This window comes from Streptomyces sp. SLBN-118 (assembly GCF_006715635.1).
Classification (GTDB): Bacteria; Actinomycetota; Actinomycetes; order Streptomycetales; family Streptomycetaceae; genus Streptomyces.
Map to the genome: position 1 here is coordinate 1,234,957 of NZ_VFNP01000002.1, position 20,628 is coordinate 1,255,584.

The 20,628-nt window shown below is 70.3% G+C and carries 18 protein-coding genes; 3 read left to right on the forward strand and 15 right to left on the reverse strand.

All coding sequences use genetic code 11. The features are described from left to right. Positions 1 to 2: 2 nt before the first annotated feature. The 8 genes from FBY35_RS24215 to FBY35_RS24250 all read right to left on the reverse strand — a co-directional run bounded on the left by FBY35_RS24215 (position 3) and on the right by FBY35_RS24250 (position 11,005). Positions 3 to 821: an RNA methyltransferase gene (locus tag FBY35_RS24215; RefSeq protein ID WP_142216091.1), complete on the reverse strand. Its 819-nt coding sequence runs from the start codon at positions 819 to 821 to the stop codon at positions 3 to 5. A gap of 81 nt (positions 822 to 902) precedes the next feature. Then, positions 903 to 2,165 (reverse strand): uroporphyrinogen-III C-methyltransferase, encoded by a 1,263-nt coding sequence (gene cobA, locus FBY35_RS24220; RefSeq protein ID WP_142216092.1) that lies wholly within the window; start codon positions 2,163 to 2,165, stop codon positions 903 to 905. Between the two features lie 326 nt (positions 2,166 to 2,491). Next, positions 2,492 to 5,863 carry a nicotinate-nucleotide--dimethylbenzimidazole phosphoribosyltransferase gene (gene cobT / locus FBY35_RS24225; protein WP_142216093.1) on the reverse strand — a complete coding sequence of 1,124 codons (3,372 nt, stop codon included), beginning with the start codon at positions 5,861 to 5,863 and terminating at the stop codon, positions 2,492 to 2,494. Between the two features lie 333 nt (positions 5,864 to 6,196). Continuing rightward, complete coding sequence (cbiE, locus tag FBY35_RS24230; protein ID WP_142216094.1) at positions 6,197 to 7,429, reverse strand: precorrin-6y C5,15-methyltransferase (decarboxylating) subunit CbiE; 1,233 nt, start codon at positions 7,427 to 7,429, stop codon at positions 6,197 to 6,199. Positions 7,430 to 7,531: 102 nt separating this feature from the next. Next, positions 7,532 to 8,224 (reverse strand): GNAT family N-acetyltransferase, encoded by a 693-nt coding sequence (locus FBY35_RS24235; protein WP_142216095.1) that lies wholly within the window; start codon positions 8,222 to 8,224, stop codon positions 7,532 to 7,534. 104 nt (positions 8,225 to 8,328) lie between these two features. Then, positions 8,329 to 9,189, reverse strand: coding sequence for a MetQ/NlpA family ABC transporter substrate-binding protein (locus FBY35_RS24240; protein WP_142216096.1), 861 nt, complete (start codon positions 9,187 to 9,189; stop codon positions 8,329 to 8,331). Positions 9,190 to 9,266: 77 nt separating this feature from the next. After that, positions 9,267 to 9,938, reverse strand: coding sequence for a methionine ABC transporter permease (locus FBY35_RS24245; protein WP_142216097.1), 672 nt, complete (start codon positions 9,936 to 9,938; stop codon positions 9,267 to 9,269). Continuing rightward, the gene (locus FBY35_RS24250; RefSeq protein WP_142216098.1) at positions 9,935 to 11,005 is read right to left on the reverse strand and encodes a methionine ABC transporter ATP-binding protein; all 1,071 of its coding nucleotides are present in this window, start codon (positions 11,003 to 11,005) and stop codon (positions 9,935 to 9,937) included. The genes FBY35_RS24245 and FBY35_RS24250 overlap by 4 nt, the downstream gene beginning before the upstream one ends. Positions 11,006 to 11,627: 622 nt before the next feature. Here FBY35_RS24250 and FBY35_RS24255 point away from each other — a divergent pair. Together FBY35_RS24255 and FBY35_RS24260 are read left to right on the forward strand one after the other, a co-directional pair. Continuing rightward, a complete protein-coding gene (locus FBY35_RS24255) occupies positions 11,628 to 11,987 on the forward strand; it encodes a hypothetical protein (RefSeq protein ID WP_142216099.1) in 360 nt (119 codons plus the stop codon). 2 nt (positions 11,988 to 11,989) lie between these two features. Continuing rightward, complete coding sequence (locus FBY35_RS24260) at positions 11,990 to 12,424, forward strand: hypothetical protein (RefSeq protein WP_142216100.1); 435 nt, start codon at positions 11,990 to 11,992, stop codon at positions 12,422 to 12,424. Here FBY35_RS24260 and FBY35_RS24265 read toward each other — a convergent pair. The 3 genes from FBY35_RS24265 to FBY35_RS24275 all read right to left on the reverse strand — a co-directional run bounded on the left by FBY35_RS24265 (position 12,421) and on the right by FBY35_RS24275 (position 14,733). Beyond that, positions 12,421 to 12,924 (reverse strand): GNAT family N-acetyltransferase, encoded by a 504-nt coding sequence (locus tag FBY35_RS24265; protein WP_142216101.1) that lies wholly within the window; start codon positions 12,922 to 12,924, stop codon positions 12,421 to 12,423. The two genes, FBY35_RS24260 and FBY35_RS24265, sit on opposite strands and share 4 nt — an antisense overlap. A gap of 36 nt (positions 12,925 to 12,960) precedes the next feature. Further along, positions 12,961 to 13,470: a sigma-70 family RNA polymerase sigma factor gene (locus tag FBY35_RS24270; RefSeq protein WP_142216102.1), complete on the reverse strand. Its 510-nt coding sequence runs from the start codon at positions 13,468 to 13,470 to the stop codon at positions 12,961 to 12,963. Between the two features lie 96 nt (positions 13,471 to 13,566). Continuing rightward, positions 13,567 to 14,733 (reverse strand): glycerophosphodiester phosphodiesterase, encoded by a 1,167-nt coding sequence (locus FBY35_RS24275; RefSeq protein WP_142216103.1) that lies wholly within the window; start codon positions 14,731 to 14,733, stop codon positions 13,567 to 13,569. Positions 14,734 to 14,952: 219 nt separating this feature from the next. Here FBY35_RS24275 and FBY35_RS24280 point away from each other — a divergent pair, with 219 nt between their 5' ends. Beyond that, a complete protein-coding gene (locus FBY35_RS24280; RefSeq protein ID WP_186357056.1) occupies positions 14,953 to 15,642 on the forward strand; it encodes a 1-acyl-sn-glycerol-3-phosphate acyltransferase in 690 nt (229 codons plus the stop codon). 110 nt (positions 15,643 to 15,752) lie between these two features. Here FBY35_RS24280 and FBY35_RS24285 read toward each other — a convergent pair whose 3' ends face one another. The 4 genes from FBY35_RS24285 to argH form a co-directional block, all read right to left on the reverse strand. Beyond that, the gene (locus FBY35_RS24285) at positions 15,753 to 17,300 is read right to left on the reverse strand and encodes an MFS transporter (RefSeq protein ID WP_142216105.1); all 1,548 of its coding nucleotides are present in this window, start codon (positions 17,298 to 17,300) and stop codon (positions 15,753 to 15,755) included. Next, positions 17,297 to 17,848 carry a TetR/AcrR family transcriptional regulator gene (locus tag FBY35_RS24290; RefSeq protein WP_142216106.1) on the reverse strand — a complete coding sequence of 184 codons (552 nt, stop codon included), beginning with the start codon at positions 17,846 to 17,848 and terminating at the stop codon, positions 17,297 to 17,299. Before FBY35_RS24290 ends, FBY35_RS24285 begins: the two co-directional genes overlap by 4 nt. A gap of 140 nt (positions 17,849 to 17,988) precedes the next feature. After that, positions 17,989 to 18,822, reverse strand: coding sequence for an alpha/beta fold hydrolase (locus FBY35_RS24295; RefSeq protein ID WP_142216107.1), 834 nt, complete (start codon positions 18,820 to 18,822; stop codon positions 17,989 to 17,991). A 168-nt stretch (positions 18,823 to 18,990) separates the two neighbouring features. Continuing rightward, positions 18,991 to 20,418, reverse strand: coding sequence for an argininosuccinate lyase (argH, locus tag FBY35_RS24300; protein WP_142216108.1), 1,428 nt, complete (start codon positions 20,416 to 20,418; stop codon positions 18,991 to 18,993). Positions 20,419 to 20,628: the final 210 nt, after the last annotated feature.

The following is a 20,628-nucleotide window of genomic DNA, read 5'->3' on the forward strand; positions in this document are numbered from 1 at the left end:
GCTCAGGCGCCGGGGCGGCCCGTCGCGACCGCGTAGAAGGCGACCGCGGCGGCCGCACCCACGTTGAGCGAGTCCACCCCGTGCGCCATCGGGATCCGCACCCACTCGTCGGCGGCGACCAGCGCCTGCGTCGACAGCCCGTCGCCCTCCGCGCCGAGCATCAGCGCGACGCGCTCCAGCCGGTGCGGGGCCGCCTCGTCGATGGAGGATGCCTTCTCGTCGGGGGTGAGGGCGAGAAGTCTGAAGCCCGCTTCCCGTACGGACTCCAGGCCCCTGGGCCAGGAGTCGAGACGCGCGTAAGGGACGGAGAAGACCGCGCCCATCGACACCTTCACGGAGCGGCGGTAGAGCGGGTCCGCGCAGTCCGGCGAGAGCAGCACCGCGTCCATACCGAGGGCGGCTGCGCTGCGGAAGATCGCGCCGATATTGGTGTGGTCGTTGACCGACTCCATGACCACGACCCGGCGGGCGGTCAGCAGCAGTTCGTCGGCTGTCGGCAAGGGCTTGCGCTGCATGGAGGCGAGCGCGCCGCGGTGCACGTGGTAGCCGGTGACCCGTTCGGCCAGCTCGGGGCTCACCGCGTACACGGGTGCCGGGAGCTCGTCGATGACGTCCCGCATGACGTCGACCCACTTGGCAGAGAGCAGCATCGACCGCATCTCGTAGCCGGCGTCCTTGGCCCGCCGGATGACCTTCTCGCCCTCGGCGATGAACAAGCCCTCCGCGGGTTCGCGCTTGCGCCGCAGCTCGACGTCGGTCAGGCCCGTGTAGTCGCGCAGGCGCGGGTCATCGGGGTCCTCGACAGTGATGAGATCAGCCACAGGGTGATACTGCCCTCTTCAGGTTGTGGTGCCAACGGCTGGGCGCAGGTCTGTTACTGGCGGTTACGCGGCGCGGGACGCCTATGCCGTCCACGGGCCGACGGTGACGACATCGCCGATGACGATGACCGCAGGCGGGCGTACGTCCTCGGCCCGGACCCGCTCCGCGACGGTCGCCAGGGTCGCGTCGACGCGGCGCTGGGAAGCGGTCGTCCCCTCCTGGACCAGGGCCACAGGGGTGTCGGGGGTCTTTCCGTGCGCGAGGAGGGTCTGCGCGATCGCGCCGATCTTGTCCACGCCCATCAGGACGACGAGCGTCCCGCGGAGCTTGGCGAGCGACTCCCAGTCGACCAGCGAACGGTCGTCATCGGGTGCGACATGGCCGCTGACCACCGTGAACTCGTGCGCCACTCCACGATGCGTCACCGGGATGCCGACGGCTCCGGGGACGCTGATGGAGCTGGAGATGCCGGGGACGACGGTGCACGGGACACCCGCCGCGGCAAGGGCTTCGGCCTCCTCCATGCCCCGGCCGAAGACGAAGGGGTCGCCGCCCTTGAGACGCACGACCGCCTTGCCCGCCCTCGCGTGCTCGATCAGGGCGTTGTTGATGGCCTCCTGGGCCATGTAGCGGCCGTACGGGATCTTCGCGGCGTCGATCACCTCGACGTGGGGCGGGAGTTCGTCCAGAAGGTCCCGGGGGCCGAGGCGGTCCGCGATGACGACATCTGCCTCGGCGAGGAGTCGGCGGCCGCGGACGGTGATCAGGTCCGGGTCGCCCGGACCGCCGCCGACGAGGGCTACGCCGGGGGTACGGGTGCGGTGGTGGGGCGCCGCGAGGGAGCCGTCGCGCAGGCCCTCGACGATCGCGTCGCGCACGGCTGCCGAACGGCGCGGGTCGCGTCCCGTCAGCACGGCGACGGTCACGCCCTCGGACCGGCCGGTGGCCGGGGTCCAGGCGGTGGCGGCACCGGCGTCGTCGGAGCGTACGCACCAGGTGCGGGTGCGCTCGGCCTCGGCCGACGCGCGTTCGTTCGCTCCGGCGTCGGAGGTCGCGATGAGGGCGTACCAGGCGTCGGCAAGGTCGCCCTCGGCGTACGGGCGCCGCTCCCAGCCGATCTCGCCCGCCGCGGCCATCGCCTCGACGGAGGGCGTTGCCTCCGGGGAGACGAGGACGATGTCGGCGCCGGCCGCGATGAGCGCGGGCAGCCGGCGCTGGGCGACCTGGCCACCGCCGAGGACGACGACGCGGCGCCCGGTGAGGCGGAGTCCGACGGGGTAGGCGGGGTGCTCGGCCTGCTCAGCGGACTCAGCGGGCTCAGCGGGCTCTGCGTTCTCGGCCATGGCGGTCGTGGCTCCTCGTGCGGGGCGGTGCGTGTACGGGACCGCTGCGGCAGTGAAGCGGCTGGTGGGGCGGGGTGGGGACCCTGGCGAATACCTTAAGGGGGCGGGGGGTTTCTGACCTGCGCCACCCTCCTCCTACGGCCTGGCAGCGGTAGGAGGTACCCCCAGCCCGAAAACTGGGGCGGGACGCCCGCATGGCCCCTGCGGCGCTCGCGCGGCGGACACCGGAGGCGCCGACCAAGGGGCCCGAAACGGGCGGGCGGTGGAGCAACCGGACCGCCGAAGGCGGGCCCACCCACCACCTGGCGAGCCGGCGTCACCGCGGGCTACTTCTCGGTGACGCCCGCCGAGTCGAACGTGGCCACCTCGTGCATCGCCCGCGCAGCGCTCTGCACCACCGGCAGCGCCAGCAGCGCCCCCGTGCCCTCCCCCAGCCTCAGGTCCAGGTCGACCAGCGGCCGCAGGCCCAGCTTGTTGAGTGCCGCCACGTGGCCCGGCTCCGCGCTGCGGTGGCCCGCGATGCACGCCGCCAGGGCCTCGGGCGCGATCGCGCGGGCGACCAGCGCGGCCGCGCCCGCCGAGACACCGTCCAGCACCACCGGCGTACGCAGCGACGCGCCGCCGAGGATGAAGCCGACCAGTGCGGCGTGTTCCAGGCCGCCGACCGCCGACAGGACGCCGATCGGGTCGGCCGGGTCGGGCGCGTGGAGTTCGAGCGCGCGGCGCACCACGTCGACCTTGCGCGCGTGCATCTCGTCGTTGATGCCCGTACCGCGGCCGGTGATCTCGCTCGGGTCGATGCCCGTGTAGACGGCGATGAGCGCGGCCGAGACCGTCGTGTTCGCGATGCCCATCTCACCGGTGAGCAGCGCCTTGTTGCCCGCCGCGACCAGATCCCGCGCCGTCTCGATGCCGACCTCGACTGCGGAGAGGACGTCCTCGCGGCTCAGCGCGGGCCCGGTCGTGAAGTCGGCCGTGCCGGGCCGGACCTTGCGCGGCAGCAGTCCCGGGGTGGCGGGCAGATCCCCGGCCACGCCGACGTCGATGACGCAGACTTCCGCGCCCACCTGGTTGGCGAAGGCGTTGCAGACCGCGCCACCGCCGAGGAAGTTGGCGACCATCTGGGCCGTGACCTCCTGCGGCCAGGCGGTGACGCCCTGCGCGTGCACCCCGTGGTCGCCCGCGAAGATCGCGACAGCCGCGGGCTCCGGGATCGGCGGCGGGCACATCCGCGACAGTCCGCTCAGCTGCGCGGAGATGATCTCCAGCATCCCGAGCGCGCCCGCGGGCTTGGTCATCCGCTTCTGCCGCTCCCACGCCTCGCCGAGCGCCTTCGCGTCGAGCGGGCGGATGTTGGAGACAGTCTCCTGAAGGAGGTCGTGGGGCTCCTCGCCGGGCAGGGCGCGACGCCCGTACGTCTCCTCATGGACGACCCACGACAGCGGGCGGCGCTTGGACCAGCCCGCCTGCATCAGTTCGGGCTCCTCGGGGAATTCGTCGACGTAACCGACGCACAGGTACGCAACGACCTCGAGGTGCTCCGGCAGCCCCAGCGCGCGCACCATCTCGCGCTCGTCGAAGAAACTGACCCAGCCGACGCCGAGGCCTTCCGCGCGGGCGGCGAGCCACAGGTTCTCGACGGCGAGGGCGGAGGAGTACGGGGCCATCTGCGGCTGGGTGTGACGACCCAGCGTGTGGCGGCCGCCGCGCGTCGGGTCGGCGGTGACCACGATGTTGACAGGCGTGTCGAGGATCGCCTCGATCTTCAGTTCCTTGAACTGCTTGGCTCTGCCCTTCGGAAGCGACTTCGCGTACGCCTCGCGCTGCCGCTGGGCGAGTTCGTGCATGGTCCGCCGGGTCTCGGCGGAGCGGATGACAACGAAGTCCCAGGGCTGGGAGTGGCCGACGCTGGGCGCCGTGTGGGCGGCTTCCAGGACGCGCAGCAGCACTTCGTGCGGGATGGGGTCGCTGCGGAAGCCGTTCCGGATGTCCCGGCGTTCGCGCATGACGCGAAGGACGGCCTCGCGCTCGGCGTCGTCGTAGCCGGGCGCGGCCGCGCGGCCGGCGGCAACCGGCTCGGGCACGGGGACGGGCTCCGGCTCCGGCTCGGGCACGGGTGCGGGCTCTTCGGCCACGACGACCTCCTCGGCAGCCGCGCTCGGCCCGGCCACGGCGGCAGACTCGGCGACAGGTACGGCGGCGGGCTCGGAAACCGCTTCGGGAACCGCCTCGTCGAGCAGTTCCGGGGAGCCGTCGCGCGGCGCGGGTACGAGGATCGGCCCCGCCTGAGCACCCGGCTCCGGCTCCGGCCCCGGCTGCGGCGCCGGCACCGGCTGCGGCTCCGCCTCCGGCTCGGTGATCACTGCGGCGACCTCTGCCTCCGCCACGGGCTCGGGCACCGGTTCGGGCTCGGCCTGCACCACCGCGGGAACCGGCGTCGGCGCGAGGTGCGGAGTGGTGGGCAGCGACCCGTCGACCCGGACGAACTGTCCGGACGACGGCTGCTCGGGCTCGGGCTCCGCCTCCGCGTGCGCCTGCGGCTCGGGCTCGGAAGCGACGGTGGGAGCCTCGGCGACAACGGGAGGGACCGCCGTGACAGGAGCGGACTCCGGGACGACGGGTACTGCCGGTGCCGGAGGAGGCGTGTGGAACTGCGGGGGCTGAGGATCCCAAGGAGTCCCGCCCTGCGGCGGAATCTCGCCGAGCTGCGGTCCGGGCAGCACGGCAGCCGCCCCCTCGTGCGGGGTGTCGAGGTACTCCGGTCCCGCCGTGGGCGGGCCGGGGTTGGCCACCGCCATGACGGGCGGGCGCGCGCCCGCCGGACCGCGGTCGGCGAGCGAGCGCACCACTCCGCCCGAGGTGTCGGGCAGCGGCGGACCCATGTGCAGCGGACGTCGCGCGGGCGGCGGAGTCGGGGTGGCCGATGTGGGCGGAATGCGTACGCCATTGAGGTCGACGGAACCGGAATCCCGGCCCCCGGCCTCGTGCGCGCCGGACTCGTGCGTGTCGAAGACGGGCGGGGCGGGTGTCACCGCCTCGGCCACCGCCTCGGCGACCGGCGCCTGTTCGGCGACAGGCTCGGATACGGGCCGCTCTTCCTGGAACTCGGGCACAACCGGCGCGGGCGCGGCGAACTCGGCTGCCGCGTACTCCGGCGCCGCGAACTCCGGTCCAGCAGGCTTCTGCACCGCCACGGACGCCTCCGCATGAGCCTCGGACACAAAGGACTCGGCCCCATGGTGCTCGGAAACAAAATGCTCGGGAGCGGAGGTCTGAGAGATCCGAGAGATCTGGTCCGTCGGCGCGGGCGGCGGCACGGCCACCGGGGCCTGCCCCACGGACCCCACGGCCCCCACGGACCCCATGGATCCCAGGGACCCGTGAGCGGCCGGCCCCTGGGCCACCGGGCCCTGCTGCCCGGAAAGGGCGGACTGCCCCGACTGGACAGGCTGGACGGACTGGACCGACGACACGGACTGCATCGCCTGGACAGGCTGCGCCGGCTGCACGGACTGCATCGGCTGCGGATCGCTCCACGCCCCCTGCGCGCCCGGCATCAGCAGCAGATCGTCCTCTTCGGAACCGTTCCCGGAGGGGTCGAGGTAGGTGTACGCGCCAGGAGCGGGGATGCCCGGCTGCTCCACCATGCCTGCGTTCTCCGGCAGCCCCTCGCCCGGGATCTGACCGGTGTCAGTCATGCGTACCCCTCGCCCATCGCTTGTGTTCCTTCGCCCGTCGCCCGGGACGCCCATCACGGCACACCTGACGCCCGTCAACAAGAACGAGCGTGTGCGCCGTGCGGCACGATGCCCCCACGGTCTCCAAGCATTCTCGCGGCCGTTCGGCGCCGGGGCCATGAGATCGGCCACGGCCCGTTGTGGGCTGCGCCACGTTGCGCTTCCCCCGGTTCTGACGTACCACATAACGGAACCAAAGCGGCCCCATTTTCCGGACATTGACGAACGAACCGACGAACGTCCGGGTGCGGTACGACGATCGGCCAGCCTACCGCGCGCCGTCCGGCAGGACGGTCATGGGGCGCTCTCCACCCGGCTGCCGGAGAGCAGGAAGACGACGGAACGCTCCCGCTCCGCCCACGCCGCCGTGTCCATGTCGACGCACTGAAGCAGCGCGCACTCCACCTCGTAGCCGCCGGCCGCGAGGGCCGCGCCGATCGCCTCCGCATCGTCGCGGGTCGAGGCATGCGTGACGATGCGCTGCGGCCGCCGGTCGGCGCACGCGGTCACCACCGGTACTCCCCCGCCCCCGATCCGTACGACATCGGGCTCCGGCAGTCGCTCCAGTACATGTGGCGCGCGCCCCTGGACGACCTGGAGCTGGGCGCCCGCGTGCCGGGCCGTGGCTGCAGTGCGGGCGCAGGCGTCCGCGTCCGCGTCGACGGCGATGACCGCGGCGCCGAATCGGGCCGCCTCCGCCGCGAGCGCCCCGCTGCCCGAGCCGATGTCCCAGACGAGATCGCCGATGCGCGGCCCGAGCCTGGCCAGCTGGGCGGCGCGCAGCTGCACGGACTCCCCCTCACCCGGAGCCTGCCCGTGCGGCTGTCCGTACGCGTCCGCGGGCAGCGCCCAGCCCCGTACCGCCGGCGGGTAGCCGGGTTCGCGGCCCGCGATCCAGCCTCCGCCCTGGACGGCCGCGGTCCCCGCTCCGCCGATGACGATCACGACATTGGGGTCGCGCCAGGAGTGGTCGGCGGCCTTTTCGGAGGTGAGGACCGTGACCTGCTCGCGGTCGCTGCCCAGTTCCTCGCAGATGACGAAGGTGCGGTGCACCCCTTCGAGCAGCAGGGCGAGCTCGGCGGGCCCGGCGCCCGGGGAGGTGAGGACGGCGACCTTGGGGTGCGCCCGGCAGACGTTGACGGCGCGGCGCAGGGTACGGCGGTGGGCGACGACGATCTGGGCGTCGTCCCAGGGCATTCCGGCCCGGGCGAAGGCGGTGGCGACGGACGAGACGGCGGGTACGACCTCGACCTCCAGGCCGTGCTCGGGCGCGCGCAGGGTGCGTACGACGCCGAAGAAGCCCGGGTCGCCGTCGGCGAGGACAACAGCGCTGCCGCGGTGCCCCGCGATGCGCCGGGCGGCAAGGCCGACGCTGCCGAGCCGGATGCGCTCGGCGCCCGCCGGTACCTCGGGCAGCGCCAGATGGTGCGCGGCTCCGGCCACCAGTGTGGCAGCGGACAGGGCGGACCTGGCCGCCGCGGTGAGGGGCGAACCGTCCCAGCCGATCACCGTGACGCGGTCGGCCATCGTCGTCAGTCTCCTGGTGTCGTCGCAGGTCGGGGCAGCCCGCAGGCGCGGGCATGGCGAGAGTACCTGGAGCCGGCTGTGCCGGGTCGTGGCCGGGTGCCGTCAGTTCCAGTCGGTGAAGGAGGCGTAGCCCGCGTCAGCCATCCGGCCCGACACGCCCTCGAGGTCCTCGGGGAGCAGGCTCCAGACGATCAGATCGGTACGGATGTCGGCCCAGCCCCCGTCCTCTGTCTGCGTGCGCGCTATCCATGCGTTGCGCAGCACGCCCTCGCTGATGCAGCCGATCTTCTGCGCGACCTGCTGGGAGGCCGTGTTGTCGGCGGCGGTGCGCAGTTCAAGGCGCTCGAACTTCTGGACGCGGAACAGCCACTGGGCGACGGCAAGCACCGATTCGGTGGCGTAGCCCTCACCGCGGGCCCAGGGAGCGGTCATGTAGGCGACCTCCGTGGCGAGGGTGCGCCAGTTGGTGTTCTTGAGATGGACGACGCCGACGAGCCGCTGGGTGAGGAACTCGGTGACCGCCAGAACGATTCCGCGGCCTTCGGTGCGCTCTGCAGGAGCGATCCTGCGGATCCACGCATCGGAGTCCGCGGCGGTGTACGGGTGCGGCACCGAGGTCCATGCCGTGACCATCTCGTCGTTCATCATCTCGGTGTGCGCCGGGATGTCGGCTTCTTCGAGGGGGCGCAGCACCAACCGCTCCGTGCTGATGGACACGTCCGGGAAGGTGGTAGTCATGCGCAGCTCCATGCCGAAGACCGTGTGTGAAGGGTCGTAGCCGTAAAGGCACAGCATGCAGCATGCGGTGACGGATGCGCATGGCCGGGTGGTGAGTCGAGCAGGGCCCCGCGCACCTCTCATGATGCGCGAGGCCCCGTTCAAGGGTCGTACGGCAGGCTTCAGTTGGCGGCGCCGAAGGCCGGGACGACCGATCCGGCATACGTGTCCTCGATGAACCTCTGCACCTCGGGGGAGTTGAGGAGCTTCGCGAGCTTCTGCACCCGGGCGTCCTTCTCGCTGCCCTGCCTGACGGCGAGGAAGTTGGCGTACGGGTTGCCCTCGGCCTTCTCCAGCGCAAGGGCGTCCTTGGCGGGCTTGAGGTCGGCCTCGATGGCGTAGTTGCCGTTGATGACCGCGGCGTCGACGTCGTTCAGGGCGCGGGGCAGCGTGGCGGCCTCGATCTCCTTGAACTTCAGGCCCTTGCTGTCCTTGATGTCGGAGAGCTTGGCGCTGCTGCCCGCGCCGTCCTTGAGGGTGATCAGCCCGTTGTCGGCGAGCAGCGCCAGCGCACGACCCTCGTTGGTGGTGTCGTTCGGCACAGCCACGGTCTGGCCGGAGGTGATCTCCTTGAGGGTCTTGGCCTTCTTGGAGTAGAGGCCGAGCGGCTCCAGGTGAACGTTGACGACGGGGACGATGTGGGTGTTGTTCTTCTTGTTGAAGTCGTCGAGGTACGGCTTGTGCTGGAAGAAGTTGGCGTCGACCTGGCCGCTCTCGGTGGCGGTGTTCGGCAGGACGTAGTCCGTGAACTCCTTGACCTCGAGGTTCAGTCCGGCCTTCTTCGCCAGCTTGTCCTTGACGTAATTGAGGATGTCCGCGTGCGGCGTCGGGGATGCGGCGACGACCAGCGCCCTGGACTCGTCGCCCTTGGTGCCGGAGTCGGCCCTGGCGGCCGGGTCGGACGCGGTGCCGCAGGCGGTGAGGCCGAGGGCGAGGGCCCCGAGAGCGGCGGCGGACACGGTGAACCTGATGTTCTTACGCACGAAGAGTGCCTCTTTCTGGTGGAGCGGAACAACGCCCGGACAAGGAGTGCGGGCTGTGCGGGGGAAGGTCTGGTGGGTCAGGAAGCGGTACGGCCCCGGCGTGCCAGGAGTCGTACGACTCCGTCGCCGATGAGCTGTACGGCGGTGACGACGGCGATCAGGACGACGACCGTGATCAGCATGAACTGGGTCTCGAAGCGCTGGAATCCGTAGGTGACGGCCTTGGATCCGAGTCCTTCGCCGCCGACCGCCCCTGCCATGGCCGAGTAGCCGACGAGGACGATCACGGTGGTCGTGACGGCGGAGACGAGTGAGGGCAGAGCCTGCGGCAGCAGCACCTTGCGGACGATCGTCGGGATCGAGCCGCCCATCGACTGGACGGCTTCGACAAGACCGTGGTCGACCTCGCGGATCGCCGTCTCGACGAGCCGCGCGAAGAACGGAATGGCGCCGACGGCGAGCGGCACGATCATCGCGGTGGGACCGATGAAGGTGCCGACGACCAGCGTGGTGAAGGGGATCAGCGCGATCAGCAGGATGATGAACGGCAGCGAACGGCCGATGTTCACGATCACGCCGACGACCTTGTTCACCGGGGTGTTCTGCAGCAGTCCGCCTTTGTCGGTGAGGACCAGGAGCACTCCGAGCGGCAGTCCGCCCGCGACCGTGACAAGGGTGGACCACAGCACCATGTAGAGGGTGTCGATGGTGCCCTGGCTCAGCAGCGGCTGCATTTGCGACCAGGTCACTTGGCGAACTCCTCGACCAGCGCGGCGCTCTGCGCCGGGAGGGCCGTCCGCTCCGCGGCGGGGGCCGCGTCGACGACATCGACCTGGAGGCCCTGTTCGCGCAGGAAGCCGACCGGGACGACGTTCTCCTCGTACCGTCCGGGCAGTTCGATGCGCATCCGGCCGATCTGCTTGCCGCCGACGGTGTCCATCGCGGCGGCGAGGATCGAGATGTCGACGTTGTACGTGCGCGAGAGCTGGGAGATGACCGGCTGGGTCGTGGCCTCACCGTGGAAGGTGACGTCGACGACGGTGCTGTCGGGGCCGGAGGCCTCACCGCCTACCGGGAACAGCTCCTGAGCAAGCTCGGAGCCGGGGGTCGCGAGCAGTTCGCTCACGGTGCCGGATTCGATGATCTTTCCTTTCTTCATCAGTGCTGCGGAGTCGCAGATGGTCTTGACGACGTCCATCTCGTGCGTGATGAGCAGCACGGTCAGTCCGAGCTGCCGGTTGAGGTCGCGCAGCAGCTGAAGGATCGAGCGGGTGGTCTCGGGATCGAGAGCGCTGGTCGCCTCGTCGGAGAGAAGAACCTTGGGGTCGCCCGCGAGCGCCCGGGCGATACCGACGCGCTGCTTCTGTCCGCCGGACAGCTGGCCGGGGTAGGCCTTCGCCTTGTCGGCGAGGCCCACCAGGTCGAGCAGTTCGAGGGCCTTGCGGGAGCGCTCGGCACCGGAGGCGCCGAGGATCTCCAGCGGCAGTTCGATGTTGTCCTTGACGGTGCGCGAGGACAGCAGGTTGAAATGCTGGAAGACCATGCCAATACGGCTGCGTGCCTGGCGCAGTTCTTTCGAGGCGCGGCGGCTGCGGCCGGCGAGCGCGGTGAGGTCCTGGCCGGCCACGGTCACGGTGCCGGAGGTGGGGCGCTCGAGCAGGTTGACGCAGCGGATGAGTGAGGACTTTCCGGCGCCGCTCTGGCCGACGACTCCGAAGACCTCGCCCTCACGGACATGCAGATCGACGCCGTCCAGCGCGGTGACCTCGCGGCCTCGTGACTCGTAGACCTTGGTCAGGCCCGTAGTGGTGATCACAGGGAGTTTCCGTCACTGTCGAGTGCACGGCGAGATGTCCGCCGGGCAAGGGGCATTCGGATTTCGGACAGCCGGGCGCGTCACGGTGATTCGGCTGGTGGCCGGGGGCAACGCGTGCGCGGGGCAGGCTCGGTCCGATGCGTCCTGGTGGAGCACCGGAATCGGCTCGGCTGTCGGTCTCGCTTCGGGGCGCGAGGCTCAGGCAGGGGCCCTCAGTTGGCGCACATTCGACACATACAACGAGCACCGGGCGTCGTGATCGCCTCGGTCGCAAGGGTGCGGCTGCTCGTCGTGGTCATGTCGGCAAGTAAAGCAGACAGGGGTGTGAAGCGATCAGCGCTGTCCGGATAGCGGACAGAATCCGACCGACATGCGGACGCGTACGGTCGGGCTCAGTGGCGGCCGTGATCTCCGCTCCTCCGTGCGTGGCCTGTGCGGGCACGGCCGAGAGGTCCCCGACGACAACACCGGCGAGGCGGCTCGGAACGCTCGTGCGTTGTGGCCAAGGCCACGGTCCGCAGGGCGGCAGCCCGAAGGGGCGGTCCCGGGCGGGTCCGTCGCCCCTGCGAAGCGGCCGGGGCCGCGCGCATCGGGCCTTTTGGCCCGTAATACGCTCGGGGTCATGCTTGACGCCCTGACGGTCGCGGTCGCCGTGACCGCGCTCGCCCTCGCCGCATGGTGCGGCTATGCCGCCCTTCGCGACCAGCCCACCAAGGACTGGCACTTCATCGGCATGGCCGTGGTGTCGGTGCTGGCACTGGCGCAACTACTGCTCGGGATTGTGCAGCTGGCACGCGGCGAGGAGGCCGACGAGGGGGCGGTCATCTTCGTCGCCTATCTGATCGGGGCGTTCGCGGCGGTTCCGGCGGCGGGTTTCCTCTCGCTGGCAGAGCGGACCCGCTGGGGCTCCGTGACGGTCGCGGCGGGCGCGATTGTCCTGGCCGTGCTCGAAGTGCGCCTCTACGACATCTGGAACGGCTGACCATGACCGAGACCGCAGACACCAAGAAGACCCGGCTGGTCCAGGGCCCCGGGCTGCTGCTGGTCTGGGTGTACGGAGTGATGTCGGTGGGAGCCGTCTCGCGTTCCGTCTACCAGATCGTCACCGACTACGGCTCGGCGCCACTGGCCCACACGCTTTCCGCCGTCGCGGCCGTGGTGTACGCGTTCATCACGTACACGCTGGTACGCGGCGGGGAACGGGCCCGCAGGGCGGCGCTGGTGTGCTGCGCCGCCGAGCTCGCGGGCGTACTGGTCGTGGGGACCTGGACGGTGGTGGAGCCTTCCGCCTTCCCGGACTCGACGGTCTGGTCGGCGTACGGCATGGGCTACATCTTCATCCCGGTGCTGCTGCCGATCACCGGAATGCTCTGGCTGCGCCGCTCCCGTACGGAGACGGCGCAGCCCCCGGTCTTCTAGGCGCTGGTGGCGAAGTCGCCGGCCACGGCCGCCTTCTCCAGGGTGACGAGCGTCAGCCGCGGGCCGACCTGCTCGCTGGATACCTGCATATAGCCGCGGCTGCGATACAGCCTCAGATTGCTCTCGCTGCGGTGGCCGGTGAAGAGCTGGAAGCGCTTGGCGGCCTCTTCCCCCGAAAAACGCTTCTCGATGACGTCGAGCAGCCGGCCGCCCAGGCCGTGGCGCTGCATCCGGGGGTGCACCATCAGCTTGGAGATCCGGGCCGTTCCGCTCTCGTCGACGATGCCGCGCACGGAGGCGACCACTTCGTCGCCGAGCCGGGCCACCAATGCGTGCCCCTGGGCTATTTCGGCCCGCAGGTCGTCCAGCGACTGGGTGAGGGGCTCGATTCCGTAGTCGCCGTACAGCTCGGCCTCGCTCTGATAGCACAGATACTGCAGCTTGAGGATCTGCTCCGCGTCCTGTGCTCTTGCCGCTGAGATGGTCACGCTCATGCCCATGTGCGCATGCCTCCCGCTCACCTGTCCGCCGGTTGTCTACCGCTCCTTTCCCCCAGGTTCAGGAGCCACAACCTCTGCCGTCAGCATTCTGCGCAGGCATCCCAGGCAACGGGAACGCATTGGCCCCAGACTGCCTTGTGAGATTCCCAACTCTCCTGCGATTTCGCGGTAGGTCGGGTCGTCGGGCGACAGCATCGCAGTCAGCAGCCGCGGGCAGTTTCCCGGTGTGCGAGCGACCGCGGCGCGCAGTGCCCGACGGCGCTCGGACCACAGCACGGCGCGTTCCGGGCTGCCTGCCGGATCCGCCGGGGGCTCAGGACCGTACGGCAGCTCCCGGGCCGCGGTGCGGCGGGCGCGGCGCGCTTCCGCGCGTACCGCCGATTTGACCCAGCGGGCGGTGTCCGGCGGCGGGCCGGCCCCGTCGAGGCGTTCGAGCAGCCGCACCCAGACGGCCTGTTCGAGATCGCGGGCCTCTATCGCGCAGGCGGGTGCCTCGGCCGTTGCCTCGGCGCTCACGAGCGGGCGAAGTTCTTCGAGAAGCCTCATGCCCGGCGTGACGTGCCGTCGCACGGCGGTGGTTGCCCTGCAACGGCACAGTCACCCGTACGGGCGGCCGGGCCTCGTGTGCTGCCGGTGGTGTTGTCAGCCGTTGAAGTCGGCGGCCGCCAGCAGCCCGGTGTCGGCGTTGTCGGTGAAGACGCCGTCGATGCCGGTCTCGAAGTAGACCTTGAACGCGCCGAACGCGTCGCCGTAGGCGTTCGGGTCGGTGCCGCGCCGGAAGTCGGCGGGCAGGAAGGCGTTCTCGTTGCGCATCGTGTACGGGTGCAGGATCAGGCCCTCGGCGTGCGCGTCGGCCACCAGCGTCGTGGGCGTGCCCAGCTTGCCGCTCGCGTCCTTCGGGATGATCAGGTCCAGGGTCGGGCCGATGCCCTGCGCGTAGGAGGCGATCCACTGCAGGCCCTCGGGCTTGACGAGGTCGGCGACCGTACGCGGGTCGCCCGCCACGACGAAGTCCCACGGGCGGCTGCCCGCGCCGGACAGCAGTACGACGCGCGGTGAGGACACCAGCTTGGCCAGCCGCTGGATACTGCTCGGCTCGAACGACTGAAGGAAGACGGGCGAGTTGTGGCGGTCGCGGCCGTACCGGCGCAGCAGCCGGGCGAGCGGCTCCTCGAGACCGAGGCCGATCCCCCGGAAGTACGTGGGGTGCTTGGTCTCGACATGGAGCCATACGGGACGGCCACGCCGGCGGCCCTCCTTCTCGGCCCAGCGCAGTACCTCTTCGAAGGTGGGGATCGTCCAGCGCCCGTCGTAGAGGGTGTTCTCCTGGCGCGTGGCCGGGATCCGCTCCTTGGCGCGCAGCGTCTTGAGCTCGGCGAGCGTGAAGTCCTCGGTGAACCAGCCGGTGAGGCTGACGCCGTCGACGGACTTGGTGGTCTTGCGGGAGGCGAACTCCGGGTGCGCTGCGACATCCGTCGTACCCGTGATGTCGTTCTCGTGACGGCACACGAGATGGCCGTCCTTGGTGGGCACCAGGTCCTGCTCGATGACATGCGCGCCCAGGTCCAGGGCGAGCTGATAGGAGCCGAGGGTGTGTTCGGGCCGGTAGCCGCTGGCGCCGCGGTGGCCGATGATGGTGGGGGAAGGCAGATCCTTGTACGACGATCCGTGTCCGTCATGGCTCACTTGGCGCTCGTCCGCCTCGGCAGCTCCGGCGGTGAACCCGCCGACGCCGAGAGCTGCCGTGCCCATTACCGCCGCGCCCAGGACGGTCCGACGTCCGGGACTACTGTCCGCACCCTGTGTCATCGACTTCCTCCGTGTGATGTCCCGCACCTGCCAAGCGACGCCCGATCGTAGGCAGCGGCGCCTTACGTACGGCAGACCATGGACCAACGCGGCAAAAACTTGGGTCAACACTGCGTATCCGCTCCGTGAACCCGATGTGCGATCAGGTGTGACCCGCGAGTATGGTCCTCACCTGCACAGACTTCGCCGCCGTTTCCGTCCGCCCCCACGCCACCGCGTATGACACCGGAGGACCCGTTGTCCCGCTTGTCGATCATCAAGGCCGTGCTAGGACCGATCCTGCGCCTGATGTTCCGCCCCCGCGTGGAAGGCGCCGAGAACATCCCGGCGACCGGACCCGTCATCCTCGCCGGCAATCATCTGACGTTCATCGACTCGATGATCCTTCCGCTGGTGTGCGACCGTCCGGTCTACTTCATCGGCAAGGACGAGTACGTCACGGGCAAGGGCGTCAAAGGCCGGATGATGGCCTGGTTCTTCACCGGCTGCGGAATGATCCCTGTGGACCGCGACGGCGCGAACGGCGGTGTTGCCGCGCTGATGACGGGCCGCCGGGTGCTGGAGGAGGGCAAGATCTTCGGCATCTACCCGGAGGGCACCCGCTCCCCCGACGGCCGTCTGTACAGGGGGCGTACGGGCATCGCCCGGCTCACCCTGATGACCGGCGCGCCCGTGGTCCCGTTCGCGGTGATCGGCACGGACAAGCTGCAGCCGGGCGGCGCGGGTCTGCCGCGGCCGGGCCGGGTGACGATCCGGTTCGGCGAGCCGATGGAGTTCTCGCGCTACGACGGGATGGACCGCGATCGCTATGTGCTGCGGGCGGTGACGGACTCGGTGATGACGGAGGTCATGGAGCTCTCCGGCCAGGAGTACGTGGACATGTACGCGACGAAGGCGAAGGCGGCGTGAGGGCCTGAGGGCCCCTGAGCCCGAGGGCCTGAGCCTGCGGGCCTGAGCCTGAGGTGGGCCGGACCGGCGTGGGTCCGGCCCTTCTGCCTTTCCCCCCCGTGGTGTTCGAGCTAGTGGTGTTCGAGGCCGTCCTCGAGCTTCTGGCCGCGCAGCAGGAACCAGGCGGCAACAGCGGTCGCGAGCAGCACCGCCGCGCCCACACCCGTCGCGAACCGGAGGCCGTCGACGAACGCGTCCTGGGCGGCGCCGACCAGGGCCGCGCCCTGGTCGTGCGGCAGTCCGGCCGCAGCGTCGACGGCCCCGCCCAGCGACTCATGGGCGGCGGATGCCGTGGCTGACGGCACGCCGGCCGGGCTCGCGAAGTCGCGGTAGACGCCGGTGACGACCGAGCCCAGCAGCGCGATGCCGAGGGCTGCTCCGAGTTCGTAGGCCGTCTCGGACACCGCTGACGCGGCGCCGGCCTGCTCCTTGGGCACGCTGGACAGAATGACGTCGGAGGTGACGGTGAAGGAGAATCCCGCGCCGATACCGACGAAAAGCAGCGCGGCTCCGAGCAGCGGATAGCCGGTGGACTGGCTGATCAGCGTCATCGCGGCCAGGGCGAGACCGACGGCGGCGAGTCCGCCGGCCACCACGGACCGGACGGAGAACCGCCGGGCGACGGTGCCCGCGATCAGGCCGGTCGCCACCGCGCCGAGCGCGGCGGGCAGTTCGGCGAGCCCGGCCTCGAACGGCCCCCTGCCCTGGACCAGTTGCAGGAACTGGGACAGGAAGAACACCAGGCCGGAGAGCCCGAGGATGGTCAGCAAGTCGGCCAGAACCGCTCCGGAGAAGCCCCGGTGACCAAACAGCCTCATGTCGAGCAGCGGCGCCGGAAGCGTCAGCTGCCTGCGGACGAAGCCGTACAGCGCGCCGAAGCCGATAAGGGCCGCCGCACCGGCCTCCCAGGTGAGTCCGTGGGTCGCCGCCGCCTTGATGGCGTAGACGACACCGACTATGCCCATGAGGGACAGCGCGACACTTGCCAGATCCCAGGGCCCGGACACCGGGCTCTTCGACTCCGGCACGAGCTTGATGCCGACGAGCACCAGAACGGCCATCACGGGCAGGTTAATGAGGAAGACCGAGCCCCACCAGAAGTGCTCCAGCAGGAAGCCGCCGACGACGGGTCCGACCGCCGCACCGGCGGAGGCCATCGCGCCCCAGATCCCGATGGCGAGGCTGCGCTCCTTGGGGTCGTGGAAGATGTTCCGGATCAGCGCGAGGGTGGACGGCATGAGGGTCGCGCCCGCGACGCCGAGCAGAGCGCGAGCGAGAATCATCATCTCGGGGGTGGTGGCGTACGCGTTGAGGACGGAGACGGCGCCGAACGCGACCGCGCCGATCAGCAGAAGCTTCTTGCGGCCGATCCGGTCGCCGAGGCTGCCCATGGAGACGAGCAGGCCCGCGATGACGAACGAGTAGACGTCGCCGATCCACAGCAGCTGGGTGCCTGAGGGCTTGAGGTCCTCGCTGAGGTACGGGGTGGCTAGTCCGAGGACGGTGGCGTCGACGGCCACCAGCAGGACGGCCAGTACCAGGACGGCGAGCGCGAGCCAGCGCCCGGGTCGGTACAGGGTCTCGTCCGTCCGGCTCGGGCGCTGGACGGTGCTGCTCATTTCTCCACACTCCGTCGTGCTCCGCCGAGCAGCAGCTCGGCGATCATGTACTGGAAGTCGTTCCTGGCGACGCGGCCGTCCATGACGGACCAGGCGCAGGCGCCGATGAGGCCGTAGAGCGCCTCGGTCAGCCAGGCGGGCGTCAGGTCGATCCGGAACTCGCCCTGTTCCTGGCCGCGCTTGAAGAACGCGGACACCCGGGCGTCGAGCCGTGCCCAGCCCTCGTGGACCTGTTCGCCCTCGAAGAGCTGGTTCTCGGTGACGAGGAACGCGAGCAGATCGGCGGCGGGCTCCATCTCGGCGATGAGCCGTCGCAGCCCCTCCTCGGCCCCGCCCTCCGCGAGCCGAGCCCGGTCGAGCGCCGCCTCGAACTCCTGCATACCGAGCGCTTCCAGGGCTTTGACCAGCGCGTCGCGCCCCGCGAAGTGCCGATGAAGGGTGGCCCGCCCGATACCGACGGCGCGGGCGACCTCGTCCATGGTCGCGGTGGACTTACGGGAGAGGAGGGCGGCGGCGGTGCGGAGCACCTGTTCACGATCCAGAGCCATGAGACAAGAGTACACCGAATGAGACATTAATGTCTCACTCAAGGTGTAGACGTCTCATCCACAGTGGGTGCGGGACGGCAAAAGGCCGCCTGACCGGCCATAAGGCTCCTCCGGTCAGGCGACTGGGGGTCAGTGCAGGATCAGCCGATGGGCACGCAGTCCGGCCGGAAGCCCGGGTCGGCGGGACCCGAGCGCCCGAGGGCGTTCAGCACCCACTGGGCGACGACCAGATCCTTGGGGGCCTGGTCGTGCTCCGAAGTGTTGAGCGGACAGGCGTCCTGGAGCAGCGCATTGGTGACATACGCGTCGGAGCCCGAGAGATAGGAGCTCGTGTACGGCACCACGACCTCGTCGTACCGAGTGGCGATCTGCGTGTAGTCGGGGCCGACGGGCGCCTCAGGGTCGGCGTTGAGCTCGGTCAGCAGCTCCGAGCCGGCCGTCTGGTCCACGCAGGACGGACAGACGGTGGCACCGGCGACGAGCGCCAGCGGGTTCGAGGTGCCGTGGTTGGACGGCACAATGCCGACCAGGTCGTCCACCTTGGTCGCCCCGCCGAGGAATTTCACGTAGTAGCGCGGCATCATGCCACCCTGGCTGTGTCCGACGAGGTCGACCTTCTTGGCGCCCGTCCCGCTGCGCACGGTGTCGACGAAGTCGCGCAACTGCGCCGCCGAATCGGGGATCGGCGCGGTGGCCGCGTCACCGTAGTCGAACGCGAAGACGCAGTAGCCCTCGGCGGCCAGCTTCGGCGAGAGCGTGGCCCAGTTCTCGGCCATCGTCTTGAAGGTGCCGTTGACCAGGACGACGGGCTGCGGGTGCGCCGCGTCCGGCCTGCAGGACCAGTCATTCGCACCGGGCGGGGAGAGGGCGACGTCCGTGGCTGAGGCGGTAGTGGAAGCGGCGAGCCCCGCCGCGCCGAGAACCGCCACCGCGGCGGCTGAGATCAGCGGGCGGAGAAGCGTGCGTAGAGGCATGGGTGGGGCCTTTCCGTACACCGGTCGACGCGAGTGTTCGGCAATGCCGACCGAGATACGGAATATTTGCTTCCAGGTTACTGACGCGTCAAGACATGCGTCGCCGGAAAACGTCACACCGGCCAGGGCATCCGCCCTGGCCGGTGTGCTGCGACTCGTCTGCGGATATCAGCGCTTGGCGTCCGCCCAGGCCCGCTGCACGGCCAGATCGGCCTTCAGTTCGGCGAGTTGGACGGCCACCGCCGAGGGCGCGGTGCCGCCACGTCCGCTGCGCGAGGCAAGCGCGCCAGGAACATTGAGAACCTTTCGGACATCTGGTGTCAGATGCGGCGAAATTTGAGCAAACTGAGCATCGGTCAGCTGGTCGAGCTCGATCCCCTGCGTCTCGCACACCTTGACGCACTCCCCCGCCACCTCGTGCGCCACCCGGAACGGCACACCCTGCTTGACGAGCCACTCCGCGATGTCTGTCGCCAGCGAGAAGCCGGCCGGGGCCAGCTCCTCCATCCGCTCGCGGTTGACGGTCAGCGTCGCCATCATCCCGGTGAAGGCCGGGAGCAGGACCTCCAGCTGGTCGCAGGAGTCGAAGACCGGCTCCTTGTCCTCCTGGAGGTCACGGTTGTACGCGAGCGGCAGGGCCTTGAGCGTCGCCATCAGGCCCGTCAGATTGCCGATCAGGCGCCCCGACTTGCCCCGCGCCAGCTCCGCGATGTCCGGGTTCTTCTTCTGCGGCATGATCGACGACCCGGTCGAGAACGCGTCGTGCAGGGTCACGAAGGAGAACTCCTTCGTGTTCCAGATGATGATCTCCTCCGCGATCCGCGAGAGATTGACGCCGATCATCGCGGTGATGAAGGCGAACTCCGCGACGAAGTCCCGCGACGCCGTGCCGTCGATGGAGTTCCCCGCCGAGCCGTGCTCGAAGCCCAGGTCCGCGGCGACCGCCTCCGGGTCGAGGCCGAGCGAGGACCCGGCGAGCGCGCCCGAGCCGTACGGAGAGACCGCGGTGCGCTCGTCCCACTGCCGCAGCCGCTCCGCGTCGCGGGACAGCGACTGGACGTGCGCCAGGACATGGTGGGCGAAGAGCACCGGCTGTGCGTGCTGCAGATGCGTACGGCCGGGCATCGCGACGGCGGGGTGCGCCTCGGCCAGGCCCACCAGCGCGTCCTGCAGATCCGCGATCAGAGAGCCGATGATGCGGGCGTGGTCCCGCAGATACATCCGGAAGAGGGTGGCGACCTGGTCGTTGCGTGACCGCCCGGCGCGCAGTTTGCCGCCGAGGTCGGGGCCGAGGCGCTCCAGCAGACCCCGCTCGAGGGCGGTGTGCACGTCCTCGTCGGCGATGGTGCCCACGAAGGACCCGTCGGCGACATCCGCTTCGAGCTGGTCGAGTCCGGCCAGCATGCGGTGGAGCTCGTCGTCCGTGAGCAGGCCGGCCTTGTGCAGCACGCGCGCGTGCGCCCGCGAACCGGAGATGTCGTACGGCGCCAGACGCCAGTCGAAGTGCACCGACGCCGACAGCTTGGCCAGCGCATCGGCGGGACCGTCGGCGAAACGGCCGCCCCAGAGCCGTACGTCACCGTTGTTGCTGCTCACAGCTGAAGCTCCTCATGAGGGTGGATGTGCAAACTCCCCGTAGGGCGTGTTTCAGAAGTGGCGCCGTCCGCCCGCAGGGTGGGCCCCGCGGCGTCTGGTGCGTGCAATCGCAAGGCGGAGGATCGCCCTCGTACTGGACGTACTTGGGCGACTCCGACAACACCGCGAGTGTGCGTGCCAGGCGTCGCGGGGCAGGCGAGACTTCTAAAA

Bases quoted from the DNA above. Each gene is read 5' to 3' on its own strand.
- cobA (WP_142216092.1), bottom strand. From the start codon at position 2,165: ATGGCCGAGAACGCAGAGCCCGCTGAGCCCGCTGAGTCCGCTGAGCAG.
- cobT (WP_142216093.1), bottom strand. From the start codon at position 5,863: ATGACTGACACCGGTCAGATCCCGGGCGAGGGGCTGCCGGAGAACGCA.
- cbiE (WP_142216094.1), bottom strand. From the start codon at position 7,429: ATGGCCGACCGCGTCACGGTGATCGGCTGGGACGGTTCGCCCCTCACC.
- FBY35_RS24235 (WP_142216095.1), bottom strand. From the start codon at position 8,224: ATGCTGTGCCTTTACGGCTACGACCCTTCACACACGGTCTTCGGCATG.
- FBY35_RS24255 (WP_142216099.1), top strand. From the start codon at position 11,628: ATGCTTGACGCCCTGACGGTCGCGGTCGCCGTGACCGCGCTCGCCCTC.
- FBY35_RS24260 (WP_142216100.1), top strand. From the start codon at position 11,990: ATGACCGAGACCGCAGACACCAAGAAGACCCGGCTGGTCCAGGGCCCC.
- FBY35_RS24265 (WP_142216101.1), bottom strand. From the start codon at position 12,924: ATGGGCATGAGCGTGACCATCTCAGCGGCAAGAGCACAGGACGCGGAG.
- FBY35_RS24270 (WP_142216102.1), bottom strand. From the start codon at position 13,470: ATGAGGCTTCTCGAAGAACTTCGCCCGCTCGTGAGCGCCGAGGCAACG.
- FBY35_RS24275 (WP_142216103.1), bottom strand. From the start codon at position 14,733: ATGACACAGGGTGCGGACAGTAGTCCCGGACGTCGGACCGTCCTGGGC.
- FBY35_RS24280 (WP_186357056.1), top strand. From the start codon at position 14,953: ATGACACCGGAGGACCCGTTGTCCCGCTTGTCGATCATCAAGGCCGTG.
- FBY35_RS24285 (WP_142216105.1), bottom strand. From the start codon at position 17,300: ATGAGCAGCACCGTCCAGCGCCCGAGCCGGACGGACGAGACCCTGTAC.
- FBY35_RS24290 (WP_142216106.1), bottom strand. From the start codon at position 17,848: ATGGCTCTGGATCGTGAACAGGTGCTCCGCACCGCCGCCGCCCTCCTC.
- FBY35_RS24295 (WP_142216107.1), bottom strand. From the start codon at position 18,822: ATGCCTCTACGCACGCTTCTCCGCCCGCTGATCTCAGCCGCCGCGGTG.